Source organism: Aeromonas popoffii (assembly GCF_000820025.1).
Taxonomy (GTDB): Bacteria; Pseudomonadota; Gammaproteobacteria; order Enterobacterales; family Aeromonadaceae; genus Aeromonas; species Aeromonas popoffii.
This window is the reverse complement of record NZ_CDBI01000055.1, coordinates 44,359-58,176: the sequence shown is the minus strand read 5'-3', so window position 1 is coordinate 58,176 and position 13,818 is coordinate 44,359. Positions and strand designations below refer to the sequence as shown.

Sequence of the window (13,818 nt, the reverse complement as noted above, 5' to 3'; positions counted from 1 at the left end):
GTTGCAAGGGAAGCTCAGGAGCGATTAAGCGCGCTTGGCCTGCTTCTCGGCAATGGCGTCGGCCACGTCGGCCGGCTCCAGCACTATACCTTCCTGATCCGGAGTCGGGAACACGGCAACACACAGCTCGTCTTGCTCCATACCGTCGACCCAGCGCTCCAGCCACACCTTGAGGGTGATGGACTGCGGCTTGCACTCGGCCCACTCACCCTCGGCCCACGCCTGGGCGTACTCGGGGTGCGGCCATACCGGAATGCAATCTTCATCGTCGGTGGTCAGCATCATGACACCGTGCTCGTCGGTCAGGACGAACAGCTCTTCGTGCTCGACCAGCTTGCTGATGAAGTGCTCGTAGCGGTAGTCGGCGTTCAGTTGCAGCGCAGCATTGCGCTCGGTTTCGCTCAATTCATAGCTCATTGGCCAAGTCTCTCTTTCAATAAAGGGCGCCATGTTCACATCTTGCTGACGGCTTGTCCAGTATGAGAGGTCGGTCACCTATTTTTCGGCAATGTCAGCCCAGTTCAGGCGTTACCAGGGTGATCTCCACCGTCTCGCAGCAACGCTGGCGCAACCAGTAGGCAGACTCCACTTCGACGAAGCAGAGTTGATCCCGCCCTGCCTGCACGCCCTGCATGATCTGCTCAAACCGCAATTGCTGTTGCTGCTCCCAGGCGCTGGCCAGTCTGCTGCCATGGGCCTCGTCCACCACCTCGCGGCGCAGCTCGAACAGATTATCGGTGATCGGGCTGTTTATCTTGGCCGGGCTATGCCAGTACATCAGCAGGTTGTCCATCATCTCGGTGTCATAGTTGGCAAGGGCATCCAGCTCGGGGGTCGCCCCGACATCGCTGGCGGCAAAGTCACACCAGCCCGCAGTCAGCGGCGCCAGGGTTTGTGCAGCCGCCCCCTTGCCATGCTGACGCAAGGAGGCCACATCCGATCCCTTGATTGCGGGCAGCCAGACATCGCCCTGATGCTGGTCCAGCAGCGGCAGCAACAGAGAGGTGGGATAGACAGGGAAACGGGGGCCGAGAGAGTGAAGCAGTGATACTAGCGTGATCTTAACCATGAGGGACGCCTTGAACTGGAAGGCCGATCAACTGTGCTCGGCCAGAAAGACAAAGGAGGCCCTTATCCTATCATGTTTGACTGCTAGCGAGCGGACTCACATTTTCACGGCTCAAATCGGAGGGCAATGCCCAAAAAAACAGCGTTCAGGCAGGGGGACGCCAGAGAAAGCCCAATAGTTTGAACCAGCGCCCACTAAAGTGGATCCGGGAATGCTAGTTTGCATACATCTTTAGCGTAAGGAGTGCATTCATGATTGGGATCGACCAGATTTCTAACGACTTTATAAACGACTTGAAAATACTGGCATGCTTTGATCCGGCCAACATGAGCCTAGGGATCAAGTTGCGCAGTGACATGTCTGACGAGCTGTGCCAAGCGGCTGTACGCCTGCATCAGCAAGGTCTCATCAGCGCAGAAGATGGCGGCTACCTGACTCCTTTTGGCATGACCATGGTTGAGCATCTGCAGCATCTGATCGTCGCACTCAAACCGCTTTGATCGCCTGCGGGGCCCAGAGTGAAAAGTTGAGCAACTCCCAGCGTGAGCCCTGCCGCAACAGACAAGCAAACAACAAAGGACCTTCGGGTCCTTTTATTTTGCCATCGACCATCCATTCACCTTCCCGTTTCGGCAAAGGCTGAGCCTTGATCTCATCGGGTATGCTCATGCTTCCCAGGCGAACTTGTACAAATTGCTGACACACGGCTTTCGCTTCGGTGGCAAACGCATTCTGTGCCTCAGTGTCAACGGACATGAGCAGGCTGGCGGCCAGTAGGAGTGATGGGATCATGGTGAGAGAGGGCGGTGAAAGTGAGATCGATACAAGCCTAAAAAAAACCTATAAACAAAAAGCCGTGGAACCAGAGGCACCACGGCTTTCTTAAATTCTGTAAGAATTACAGAGCAGTTACGTTCTCAGCCTGCGGGCCTTTCTGACCTTGGGTCACAGAGAACTGTACGCGCTGACCTTCAGCCAGGGTACGGAAACCGTTACCGCTGATAGCGCTGAAGTGAACGAAAACGTCCGGGCCGTTTTCTTGCTGGATGAAGCCAAAACCTTTGGTTTCGTTGAAAAACTTAACGGTACCGGTGATCATGTTAGACATATCTATAACCTGTATTCAAATAATTACTTATGCTTTTCAGCGGATAAAGCTCAAAAACGGGATTAACTTATGAACAACAGGAAAAGATGTAAAACATCATATTCATTGACATAACTTTCGCCCTTTCAAGCTGATTTAGATTATACGTGGCTTTGGGGATTACGCAAACAAATTTGTGCCCTGCCGACGGCAGGGCACAAGGGTTTATAGCGCGGGAGCTTCCAGTGCCTGAACCAGGATCTTGAGGAAGCGTGCAGCCTCGCCGCCAGTGCAAGCTCTGTGGTCAAACGTCATCGACAATGGCAGTGCCCTGACCGGACGAGCCTCTCCGTGGATGAACACCACCTTCTCGAACAACTTGCCGGCGCCAATGATGGCGACCTGAGGTGGCGTCACTATGGGGCTGGCATAGCGACCGGCGATAGCACCGAAGTTGGTGAGGGTGATGGTCGCTCCCTGCAGCATCTCCCGCGGCACGGCACGCGCTTTCACATCGGCGATCATGCGATCCAGCCCCTGCCGGATGTCCGCCCCCTCCCGCTCTGCCACGTTCTCCATCACTGGCACATAGAGTCCATGCCGGGAGTCCACCGCGATGGCGACGTTGACCTCGCTGAACAGCCGCCTTGAGAGGGTATCGCCGTCAAACCAGGCGTTCATGGAGGGCTCTGCACGACAGGCAACGCCAATGGCCTTGATGAGGCGTACCGTCACATCCTCATCCAGCCGCCAGTGACGCAGATCTACCTCGTCGGTAATGCTGACCGGCACGACGGTCTGGTGGGAGAGCTCCATCGCCTTGGCCATGGCACGGCGCGAGCCCTTGAGGAATTCGTTGCCGCTGCCTTGAAGAGCCTCGAATGCCTCCTGCACATCCTGCTCTGTCACCATGCTGGCGCTGCCACTGCCCTTGATCCGGTCGATATCCAGTCCCAACTTTTGCGCCAGCAGGCGCACGGCAGGCATGGCTTGCACCAGGCTGCCACCCGGGGCTATGGCACCCACCACGAAGTGATCCTCAATATGCTGTTGATGAGCACTGACCTTGCCAACCACAGTGCCGTCATCCTCGCCACCTTCGAACTCCACCAGCGGCGCACCGATGTGGAGTATGTCGCCCTCCTGCCCGCACAACCTGGCGATCACCCCCGCCACCGGCGAGGGCACATCCACCAGTGCCTTGGCGGTTTCTACCGACAACAGCACCTGATCGACACTCACTGTATCGCCGGCACTCACCTTCCATTCGACTATCTCGGCCTCGGCCAAGCCTTCGCCCAGATCCGGTAATTTGAAAAATTTCATAGCCACTTCTCCATCAGCTGATGAGCCGCGTCCGCGATATCCTGCTCGGTGATGAGGTAATACTCTTCGTTGCGGTAGTAGGGCACGGCGGCATCCACCCCGGTAAGGCGCCTTGGCGGTGCCTTGAGAGAGGTCAACGCCTCCTCGGTAACCCGCGCCACTATCTCTGCGCCCACGCCGAAGCTGCCGCACGCCTCATGCACCACCAGCAGACGGCCCGTCTTGCGCACCGAGGCCAGAATGCTCTCCATGTCGAGGGGTTTGATGGTGGCGAGATCCAGCACTTCACACTGGATATCCTGTTCCGCCAGCAGGCTCGCTGCTCGCATCACCTCCTGGATGCAGGCTCCCCACGCAACCATGGTGATATCCCGTCCCGGCCGCAGGGTGAAGCAGACGTCCAGCGGCAGGCCGACACCGTCATCCACCACATCCGACTTCATGGAGCGATAGATACGATCAGGCTCGAAGAACATCACGGGATCCGGGTCGCGAATGGCCGACAGCAGCAAGCCATAGGCCCGCCTCGGACTGGAGGGGATCACGACCCGCAGCCCCGGAATATGGGCAAACAGGGCTTCGACGCTCTCGCTGTGATGCTCCGGCGAGTGGATACCGGCGCCATAAGGAGAGCGGTAAACAATGGGACAGGAGAGGCGGCCACGGGTGCGGTTACGCATCCGCGCCGCCTGGCAGATGATCTGCTCCATGCCGGGAAAGATGAAGCCCTGAAACTGGAACTCGGCCACCGGCTTGAGCCCCTGGGTCGCCATGCCGACGGCCACCCCGGCGATCAGCCCCTCGGCGAGCGGCGTATCGATCACCCGCTTGAAACCAAACTTGTCGCGCAGGCCGACGGTGGCGCGAAACACCCCGCCGTTGACCCCCACGTCCTCACCGAGCACCACCACATCGGGGTCATGCTCCATCTCGTGATGCAGCGCCAGATTGATCGCCTCGAGCAGTGTCATTTCACTCATGCTGCCTCCCCATTCCCATTGCGTGCCATGTCGCCACACCACGCCGGCTTGATGGCATCCTGCAGTCTCATCTCATCGATCATGAGTGTTCCTCCCCAGCGTGGCGCTGCATGCCCTTGGCAATGATGCGCTGGCGCTGCCCGCGATAATCCTTGGGTAACTCGGCAAACTGATAGTCGAGCAGGGTTTCCGGCGCCTGCGGGACCGTGCCTTCATAGGCAGCCACGGCGCGATCAACCTCCCGGCTCGCCTCGGCCAGCAGCGCCTGCTCCTGATGCTCATCCCACCAACCCTGCTCGGCCATGAACTGGCGCAGCCGCTTGACCGGCTCCTTGGCCCAGGCGGCCTCGACTTCGGCGGCATCGCGATAGCGGGTCGCATCGTCGGCCGTGGTGTGATCCCCCAGCCGATAGCTGATTGCCTCTATGAGGGTCGGGCCCTTGCCGGCGCGCGCACGCTCCACGGCAATGCGGGTGGCATCATAGACGGCCACCACATCATTGCCGTCAACCTGAATGCTGCGCACCCCGGCCCCCATCCCTTTCTGGGCCAGGGTGGGGGCGCTCGACTGCAACTTGCGCGGCACAGAAATGGCCCACTGGTTGTTGTTGATGATCATCACCATGGGCAGATGCCAAACTCCAGCGCAGTTGAGTCCCTCCAGGAAGTCACCCTTGGAGGTGCCGCCGTCACCTATGGTGACCACGGCAACGCGAGGCTGGTTGCGCAACTTGAAGGCCGCCGCTATGCCGGCGGCATGGGTGATCTGGGTAGCGATGGGCACGCAGATGGGTAGGTCCTCCGACAGCTCGCCATCGGCCTTGTAAAAGACACAACCCCGTTCGTCCCCGCCCCAATATTGCAGGTTTTTCTCCATGGGCACGCCCCGCACGTAGAGGGTGGGCATGTCCCGGTAGTAAGGCACGTAGACATCCTGCTCCTGCATGGCGAGACCGACGCCTACCCCGACCGCTTCGGCTCCCAGATGGGAGGGAAACGTGCCGAGTTTGCCGGTTCGCTGCAGCGCTATCGCTTTCTTGTCATAGCTGCGCACCATCACCATGTTGCGGTAGAAGGTGTGCAGTATCGCCTTGTCCAGCCAGGTCGGCAGTGTCGCGACCGGGCGCCCTTCCTCATCGAGGTAACGAAGGAAAGGGATGTCGACATGGGTCATAACTGGCTCCTTGCCGTTGTTAACGTCACCACCATGAGGTGACCCTGAGAATGTAAATAACATGTTAACCAAAGAGCAACATAATTTAACCAGGTAAGACCAGTAGAAACTTCTTTAATTTCAGAAAGACACTGAACTTTTCGGCTGAGCAGAGACGAGAAAGGGAGCCGCTTTGGGCTCCCTTTTCGGGCTGGTGCGGGATCAATCCCACGGAATGGATGCCACCGGCCCTACGGTACGCAGGTGGCGGGCGCAGGAAAGGATCAGTTCACTCCCACAAGCGGGTCGGTACCACCAGCAGCACGGTGCGCTGACCTATGGCCACATTGGCGTTGGGGAAGACCACTGCCTCCCGCGTCTTTTCTACCGTGTAGCGCAGCGCCCCATCCTCAGCCAGCACAAATCCCTGGGGAAACTCGGTGAAATTGTCCACATCGCTGGCAAACAGGAAACGAAACTGGGCCGATTGCTTGTTAATCACCCGGTCGATGGCAAAAAGGGTGAAGTCATCCGCGCGCCAGGGCTCGAGCACCACCTCATCCTTAGTCACCAGCTCCTGCAGGGCCTGACGGGTCTCGATGAAGCGGGTCATGTCGTTCTCACCAAACGGGCGCACCTTGCCCAGCTCCACCGTGAAGGCATGGGCACCATGCTGGTGCGAGCTGTAATAGCTAAAGGTGGTGGTGGGGCCGCTGGAGAGCAGTATGGTGCGCACCCCGCAAGCACCGAGGAACTGCACCTGCTCCCTGCTGTGCGGCCGCTCATGAGGGAAGGGGTAGACAGCAAACTTCTCGTGGCGTGAACCCCGAATGGCGGTGTGCAGATCGTAGTGATAACGGGGCCGGGCCGGATCGGCAAAGAAGCGGCTCACATACTGCTCGAGGCGCATGGCGCGAATGCGCTCCTGATTGCACAGCCCCTCCCCCTTGCTGTGGGCACCGGAAAAGAGCCGGTTCATGTTCTCCTCCACCTCCCGCAATCCCAGGTTCATGGCGGCCGGGTTGCCAAACAGGAACAGCACACGATGACGGGCGCTGAGCTCACCGCTGAGCAGCCGGGTCAGCAACTGGTTGCAGATCTCGATGGGGGCGGTTTCGTTGCCGTGAATGCCGCAGGAGAGCACTATGTCCTTGCGCCCCCCCGACTGCCCATCACCCCCTTTCGCAGGCTCCAGGCAGAGCACTCCTGTATCCCACACGCTCACCCGGGTGCCACCAGGCAGGTCAAATGTGAAGGGCTCAAGCTGCCACTCATGGCGACGAGTCAGGGCCAAAAAGTCATGCTGGGGAATCATCCATCTCACCCTTTTGTCAAGAACGCTATGAGCGGATTATACGCAAGGCGTGAGGGCTTAAAATCAGTTTTTAAACAAATTCAAACAGTAAGGATACAAATATGGCGACAGATAACGACAAGTCGGCAAGGCATGGGGTAAACGAGGGAACGGCGAGAAGAGGAGAGCAAGCGACAGGGACGAGAAAATATCAGGCAGTCATTCACGCACCGGCGTCAGGCCGGTAGACAGAGGAAGATCAGGATAAGCAGAAAAACGAGGCATCCATGCCCGGCTGATCAACCACGCCAAAACGGCTTGGTGGTCTCTTGATAGCGATCAGATTCGTTCAGGCCGATGTCCTTGAGCAGGTACTCGGGCAACTCGGAGAGCTGGCGACGGCTGCGGCTGCGTTCCAGCCAGGTAAGCACTGTCATTTTGACGCGAGCAACCAGATTCGATTGGCTGGAATGCTGGTAACCTACCTCGGTATAAGCCATGTTGGCCATGATGTGGCTCCTCTTGATGATGTCTGCGCGGGGTGCGAATTTGTTGCGCAAAGCTTAGTCAGGAGGAACGGGCGACTCAATTGACGAATTTTGATACAACACATTAGTAAAGCTAATAGTGAATATCGTCAGCCTAAAAAACATAAGGTATTGATTTTAAAAAATTAAATAACCATTTTATTCCACCTGAAAGCGCAACAGCATATTCTCCTGTATGGCATGTCTCTAACTATGCAGTTTCTTGTCTTGCCTATGCAGTCACGGGCTCCCGAAGCGAGGAAGACAACCTGGGGTTTACATCCAGTTGTTAATCAAGAGATCTTTTATTGATCCTTATTTAACAAGTAGATACAAAAAAACACTCTCAAACGGCTATCGCTTTTCGCCCTCGCCAAGCACACCGCTAAGGAGACGCTTGGCGCACTTCCGGCATGCTGGTATGGTTATTTATACAGTAGTTCAGCCAACCCCCTGCCAACTCTCTTTAGAGGATGTGACAGGGGCGACCACAGGACATGCCGATGGACACATTTACGCCGACTGCCGCCCTGCGTCAACAGATGGACGCACTCGAAGAGGCGCTGGCCCACCTGGCCCGACAACTGGAGCAGCTCCCCTTGCTGGAGGCCCACGTCTATCCCCTTCCTGCCGTACCCCAAGGGCAGGAGCACGAGCCCATCGAGCAGATAGACGTGGGCTATCTGGGCGGAGAGGAAGCGCTGGCGGCCACCCTGGTGGCCTACCGGGATCACAGCGCTCGCCCCGGCTGCTCCACCAAGGCTACCCACCGCCTGCCGGGCTGGCTGCGCTTCTCTGCCGCCAGTGCCAGCCAGCTGCGCCCACTGCTCGAGGAGATCAACGCCCGCAAACTCGCTTTCAAGACATTGGTGCAACAGGCCGGCGGGCGCGATGAGAAGTTCGAGCTGGTACACAGGGCCCTGCCCGGGGTGATCACCCTGCAGGTCTACCGCAAGCTGACCCTGCTGGAGGGAGAGCTGCATTCTCTCGGCTTTACCTGGGCCGACAAGCAGAGCATCAATCGCCTCAGCCGGGAGCAGGTGCTGGAGATGCTGGAGCGCAGCCGCCGCTACATACCGGCGCTCTCCAACAACGAGGAGTGGAGCAAGATGGTGGATCAGGAGGTCTATGACCTTCGCCGCCTGCCTGCCGATGCCGAGCTCAGGATCCGGCGACCGGTCAAGACCCACCCCATGATCAACCTGCTCTGGCAGGACCGGGAACCCCGCAAGCAGCAGCTCAAGGCGAGCCTGCCCCTGCTGCTCTGCTCGGACACCCAGCCCGGCGTCACCCACCTTGGCCACTACCCGCCCAAGCTGCGGCAAGCGCGGCGGGATCGCAAGATTGGCGGTGAGCCCATCATAGAGCGGCTGCATCTCTACCTCTATCAGGGGTAGCCGTGGGTCAGCAGACTCCCCTTGCCCAGCCTCTCCAGATGGCGCAGCAAGATGCCAATTCATCGCCGCCGCTGGCCTGGCCTCTTTGACGGGCACGCCTGCACAGGCACAGCCATAAACGAAGGGGGGATCGCCTGCTGGCGATCCCCCCTTCTATGTGCACAACATCAGCCTGATCAGCCCATCAGCAAAGCGCGCAGACTCTCCACATCCAGCCCGCGCACTTCGGACTGGCCGCTCAGCAGGCCATCGGCCAGCGCCCGCTTCTCGTCGTGCAGGGCGACGATCTTCTCCTCCACCGTCTGCTCGCACACCAGCCGATAGACAGTGACCGGCTGGGTCTGCCCCATGCGGTGGGCCCGATCGCTCGCCTGATCTTCTACCGCCGGGTTCCACCAGGGATCCAGGTGCAGCACGGTATCGGCCTGGGTCAGGTTGAGGCCGGTGCCCCCCGCCTTGAGGCTGATGAGGAACAGCGGCACCGGCTCGTGCCGGAAGCGCAGGATGGACTCCTGGCGGGACTTGGCGGAGCAGCCGCCATCCAGATAGCAGTAATCCCATTTCTTCTGTTCAATGCGCCCGCGCAGCAGGCTCAGCAGATCGACGAACTGGCTGAACACCAGCACCCGATGACCGTTGCCGATCGCTTCGTCCAGCAAGGCCATCGCCTCGTCCAGCTTGCTGCTGGTCTGGGACCACTCGGGCATCACCAGTTCGGGGGAGCAGCAGAGCCGGCGCAGCCGGGTCAGGCCGCTCAGCACGTGCATAAGAGCGCGGCCATCGGCACTTTGCACCTGCTGCACCACCTCGCGCCGGGTTGCCTCATACAGCTGGCGTTCCTCGGGAGAGAGGCTGATGTGATGAATGATCTCGGTCTTGTCCGGCAACTCGGTCAGCACCTGCTGCTTGAGACGGCGCAGGATGAAGGGGCTGATCACCGCCCGCAGCAGCGCCATGTGCTGGGGATCCTTCACCGCCTTGCCGAAGCGGCGCTTGAACTCGCCCAGGCTGCCGAGCAGACCCGGGTTGATAAAGGTAAACAGGCTCCACAGCTCCCCAAGGTGGTTCTCGATGGGCGTGCCGGAGAGGGCAAGGCGAAAATCCCCTTCGAGCTGGAACAGCAGCTTGGCGCGCTGGGTGCCGGCATTCTTGATCTGCTGCGCCTCATCCAGCACCATGCTCGACCAGCGGCGGGACTTGAGCGCCTCCGCCAAGCTGCCGAGCATGCCGTAGTTGATCAGGATAATCTGGCCGGCCTTGGCATCGCGGATCACCCCTTCTCGCTCGGAGGGGTTTTCGAACACCACCACCTCGAGTTCGGGGGCGAAGCGCACCACCTCTTCCTGCCAGTTGGTGACCACTGACTTTGGCACCACCACCAGCGCCGGCCCCAGGTGCTGACGCATGCGCAGCACGATGAGCGCCTGCAGGGTCTTGCCCAGACCCATATCATCGGCCAGACAGGCGCCAAAGCCATGATGCGCCAGGGTCGCCAGCCAGCGAACCCCATCCTTCTGATAATCCCGCAGCGGGGTCAACAGTTCGGCCGGACACTCCACCTCCTGCAACCACTCCTGTTGCAGGGAGTGCCAGGCGTCATCCCCCTCAGTGGTGATGACGGAGAGCAAGCGGGTGAGCGGATAGGCCAGCTTGTTGTTGATGCGTTGCTCTTCATCCAACATTGCGCCCAGCATGGTGAGCCGCTCCACCAGCTTGTCGCTCAGCATCAGGCTGGTCTTCTCGTCGAGCTGGACGGTGCGCTGACCCGGCGTCATCTGGCGCAGGATGAGACGCAGGTCGAGGATCTGGTGCTCATCAAGGGCCAGAGCCCCCTCCACCTGGAACCAGTCCTGGCGCCGCTCGATGCGCAGGCTCAGGGCCGCTTCATCCAGACTCTTGAGGCGGGCGCTGTCCTGATGCCAGTGAATGACCACACCGGCATCCACCAGCTCGGGCAGGGCGTTGACCAGTGCCAGCGCCTGCTCCCCCTGAAGTAGCCACTCACTGCCGGGCAGCCCTATGGGCAACGAATGGCGCAGCTGCTGGGCCTGCCCCTTCTCGGCGGCAAGGTCCCGCTGCCAGTAGTGATAATCCTTGATCCCCTGCCGTACTATGGCCTCCCCCTTGCCAAGGGGCAGTGGCGGCAACTCGCCCTGGCGGGTCACCAGCCTGACCGCCAGCTGGCCATCCTGCCAATCCAGCTGAACCGAGGGAACACCGGGCCAGGGAGCCAGTTCGGCATTGCCTGTCAGGCCAGCCACCTGGCTGTGCCAAGGCAGATCCGGGATGGCATCCAGGGTACGTTGCAGCTCACCTACGCCCTCTTTCGACAAGGGAGGAATGGATTCCAGCGCGGGCAGCCGATCGAGCAGCGCCTGGGGGGTGAGGATAAGCTGCCACAAGTCCTGCGCCAGCGGCAGTATATGGGCCCCGCGCGCAGCGGCGGCCGGGCTCAGCACGGCGCCCATGCCCTGCTCAAGGGTGACAATCTGCAGCAGGGGGGCACTGATGGCCAATTGCAGCTTTTGTCCCTTGGCATTGAACAGACGCGGATGATTGGCCAGCGGCACCCAGGCATCTCGCGGCAAGTGGCCCATGACCCTGGGCAGGGTGCGCACCAGCGCCCAGTCCTCTTCGTCGAGCAGAGCGGCATACTGGGTGGAGAGCAGCGCAGGATCGACCCGACGGCCGGCGGTCCACTCCCCCTTGGTGCTCTGCTTCTGGATCTTGCACTCCAGCTCGGGCCCTTCGGCATGCAGCAGCCACACCAGCCGCTCCTGCGCCTTGCGCACGCCGCTGGAGCGTCCCAACCCCTGCAACCAGTTGAGCCAGCTGGCAGAGGCGGGTGTTTTGTCCTCCCCGTCCTGTTCGTCTGTCTCTTCCTCCCCGTTGGCGGTACGCAGCTGTTGCAGCGGTGCACGCTGCGCCCCCAACCCCAGCAAGAGCCGCAGCAGATCCTGACAGAAGGCCATCAGCCTGTGATGGGGATCGGCCTCCAGCACGTGGGAGAGATCCCACTTGTGCAGGATGGCAACCTGGGGGCTCTGCTCACCGTGCCGGGCAAGGGCGCAGAGATCGAGCCAGAGGTAACCCCAGTGCAACTCCTCCAGCGGCAGTTGCAGGGTATCGAACAGGCCGACCGCCTGGCCGTGGCGATCACCAGCCCACTGGCCCAGCAGATCCGCCAGCAGCGGAAACTGGTTACCCAGGCTGCGCTGCCATTTTTTGCGCTGCTCGCTGGCAATCACGGGGTCAGCTTGTTGCAACCAGCCGAGCCAGAGCAGGCCGCCGAACATCAGTGGCCATTGGCCCTGATCGCCTTGCGCCTGCCACTGCCCCAGAGCACCGAGCAGCCGCTCGGCAAGGGGTTGTTCTGCCCCCTGCTCCGCCAACTGCTGCAAGGCGGGCCAGTGAGTGGTTACCTCACCGGCAAGGTCGCCACAGAGCCATTGCCACTCGGATGCGAACCCTTCACTCACGCGGGTCAGCTCGGGGGCACAAGCGCAGGCGACCGATGTCAGCGGCCACTGCTCGCCCGGTTCAGCATCGAGCAAGGTTTGCAGGGAGAAGTGCATCAGCATCAGTTGCTGCCATTGCGGGCTGGAGCCCGGCAGCAGGCGATGGGCCTCGGGCACGTCGAGCAGGCTCAGCAGATCGGCCGCGAGGTAGTAGGTCGGCACCTGACCCGCCTCCCCAAGGCAGAGCTCGCGCACCAGCGCCTGGGCCATCTCCTGACCGGTCACCGAGGGCACCCGTGCCCAGTTCGGCATGGGGCAGGCTCCCGAGCGCACCGCCAGGATCAGCGCCAGGGTTCCCTCTGCCGTCAGACTCCACTGCTGCTCCCCGCGCAGCCGCACCAGCCCCTGCAACTGCAACTGGCTCAGCTTGTCGGTCAAAGCCCGCCCGATCGGCTGCTGTGCTTGCAGTTGTTCTTGCAAATAGCGGGTACTGGCGGTGCGCTGCAACTGCAGCTCACTGAGCAGGGCATAACAATCGGAAGAGAGGGTGAACGCAGACATCAAGACTCACGGGCAGGTGCAAAAGCGGAATTTTAACGGGAAAGCGGCGGCGGCTCGACCCTTAACCGTGAAATAACTCAAAAAAAGCCGACTGGCTCATAGAACGCAGCGCTCAGGGCTGAGCGCCAAGGGATGGCAAGAGGCGGAAACCTCGGCGAAATGGCAATAAAAAAGGCGCCTCAGCGCCTCTTTAGGGGGAAACGTGCCGACGTATCAGCCTTCCAGCTGCGCCAGACGGGCTTCCAGCGCCTGTAACTGGGCCTTGAGGGTTTCGACCTCCGCCTCCAGCGCGCTCAATCTGTCCACCGCCGGGGAGGCATAGCTGCTAACAGGGGATGCCTCGGCCAGCGTCTGCAGATCCACCTCGCCACTGAACAGGTGGGCATAGCGAGATTCACGCTTGCCCGGTTCGCGGGGCAACTTGACCACATAGGGCCCCTGCTCAATCAGGGCAGCCAGCGCCGCATCCACCTGAGTGACATCATCGAAGCTGCACAGGCGGTTGGTGCGAGAGCGCAACTCACCGGGTGTCTGCGGGCCGCGCAGCAGCAGCTCGCAGACGATACCGAGCTCCTGTGCGCTGAATTTGAGGGTGCCGAACTCGGTATTGCAGAAGCGATGCTGGTAACGGGGCACCCGGGCATTGAAACCGGCGGTGTTGACTACCAGACGCTTGCGGATCAGCTCATCCACCACGGCGCGGATATCCAGCTCACAGAGCTCCAGGACCGGCTCGCGGTTGCTCTTCTGATTGCAGGCATTGACCAGGGCATTGAGGGAGAGGGGGTATTGATCCGGCGTGCAGATCTCTTTCTCGATCAGAGCACCGATCACTCGGGCTTCCAATGGGCCTAGCACTAACTCCATTTCATACTCCCTTTCTAAAACAAGATGTTGAGGCCACTATCTTAGCCATGGCGCCCGGGCCGTCCAGCAGAGGCAACCATTTTTGCGAAGCGGTGAGGC

General features: G+C 60.3%; 13 protein-coding genes. 2 read left to right on the top strand and 11 right to left on the bottom strand.

The genetic code is table 11. The features are described 5' to 3' along the window. Window positions 1-24: 24 nt before the first annotated feature. Window positions 25-417, bottom strand: coding sequence for a DUF2750 domain-containing protein (locus BN1129_RS10770; protein WP_042036410.1), 393 nt, complete (start codon window positions 415-417; stop codon window positions 25-27). 94 nt (window positions 418-511) lie between these two features. After that, complete coding sequence (locus tag BN1129_RS10765; RefSeq protein ID WP_042036409.1) at window positions 512-1,069, bottom strand: hypothetical protein; 558 nt, start codon at window positions 1,067-1,069, stop codon at window positions 512-514. A gap of 251 nt (window positions 1,070-1,320) precedes the next feature. Between BN1129_RS10765 and BN1129_RS10760 the strand changes: the two genes are divergently transcribed. After that, a complete protein-coding gene (locus BN1129_RS10760) occupies window positions 1,321-1,569 on the top strand; it encodes a TIGR02647 family protein (protein WP_042036408.1) in 249 nt (82 codons plus the stop codon). Here the strand turns inward: BN1129_RS10760 and BN1129_RS10755 are convergent. The 7 genes from BN1129_RS10755 to BN1129_RS10725 all read right to left on the bottom strand — a co-directional run bounded on the left by BN1129_RS10755 (window position 1,556) and on the right by BN1129_RS10725 (window position 7,418). Further along, window positions 1,556-1,861 (bottom strand): hypothetical protein, encoded by a 306-nt coding sequence (locus BN1129_RS10755; RefSeq protein ID WP_042036407.1) that lies wholly within the window; start codon window positions 1,859-1,861, stop codon window positions 1,556-1,558. The genes BN1129_RS10760 and BN1129_RS10755 overlap by 14 nt on opposite strands. 106 nt (window positions 1,862-1,967) lie before the next feature. Beyond that, window positions 1,968-2,177, bottom strand: coding sequence for a cold-shock protein (locus BN1129_RS10750; RefSeq protein WP_005331438.1), 210 nt, complete (start codon window positions 2,175-2,177; stop codon window positions 1,968-1,970). Window positions 2,178-2,381: 204 nt separating this feature from the next. After that, a complete protein-coding gene (locus BN1129_RS10745) occupies window positions 2,382-3,482 on the bottom strand; it encodes a dihydrolipoamide acetyltransferase family protein (protein WP_042036404.1) in 1,101 nt (366 codons plus the stop codon). Then, window positions 3,479-4,462, bottom strand: a complete 984-nt coding sequence (locus BN1129_RS10740) for an alpha-ketoacid dehydrogenase subunit beta (protein ID WP_042036401.1) — start codon at window positions 4,460-4,462, stop codon at window positions 3,479-3,481. Before BN1129_RS10740 ends, BN1129_RS10745 begins: the two co-directional genes overlap by 4 nt. Before the next feature lie 79 nt (window positions 4,463-4,541). Next, complete coding sequence (pdhA, locus tag BN1129_RS10735; protein WP_042036400.1) at window positions 4,542-5,636, bottom strand: pyruvate dehydrogenase (acetyl-transferring) E1 component subunit alpha; 1,095 nt, start codon at window positions 5,634-5,636, stop codon at window positions 4,542-4,544. A gap of 268 nt (window positions 5,637-5,904) precedes the next feature. Then, the gene (astE, locus tag BN1129_RS10730; RefSeq protein ID WP_042036398.1) at window positions 5,905-6,930 is read right to left on the bottom strand and encodes a succinylglutamate desuccinylase; all 1,026 of its coding nucleotides are present in this window, start codon (window positions 6,928-6,930) and stop codon (window positions 5,905-5,907) included. A gap of 278 nt (window positions 6,931-7,208) precedes the next feature. Next, entirely contained in the window at window positions 7,209-7,418 is a 210-nt protein-coding gene (locus tag BN1129_RS10725) for a DUF1127 domain-containing protein (protein ID WP_042036623.1), read from the bottom strand. Window positions 7,419-7,939: 521 nt separating this feature from the next. Here BN1129_RS10725 and BN1129_RS10720 point away from each other — a divergent pair. Then, complete coding sequence (locus tag BN1129_RS10720) at window positions 7,940-8,833, top strand: DNA replication terminus site-binding protein (RefSeq protein ID WP_042036395.1); 894 nt, start codon at window positions 7,940-7,942, stop codon at window positions 8,831-8,833. 176 nt (window positions 8,834-9,009) lie between these two features. Here the strand turns inward: BN1129_RS10720 and BN1129_RS10715 are convergent, their stop codons facing one another. Then, window positions 9,010-12,852, bottom strand: a complete 3,843-nt coding sequence (locus BN1129_RS10715) for a DEAD/DEAH box helicase (RefSeq protein ID WP_042036393.1) — start codon at window positions 12,850-12,852, stop codon at window positions 9,010-9,012. Between the two features lie 213 nt (window positions 12,853-13,065). Continuing rightward, window positions 13,066-13,719 (bottom strand): YceH family protein, encoded by a 654-nt coding sequence (locus BN1129_RS10710; protein WP_042036390.1) that lies wholly within the window; start codon window positions 13,717-13,719, stop codon window positions 13,066-13,068. Window positions 13,720-13,818: the final 99 nt, after the last annotated feature.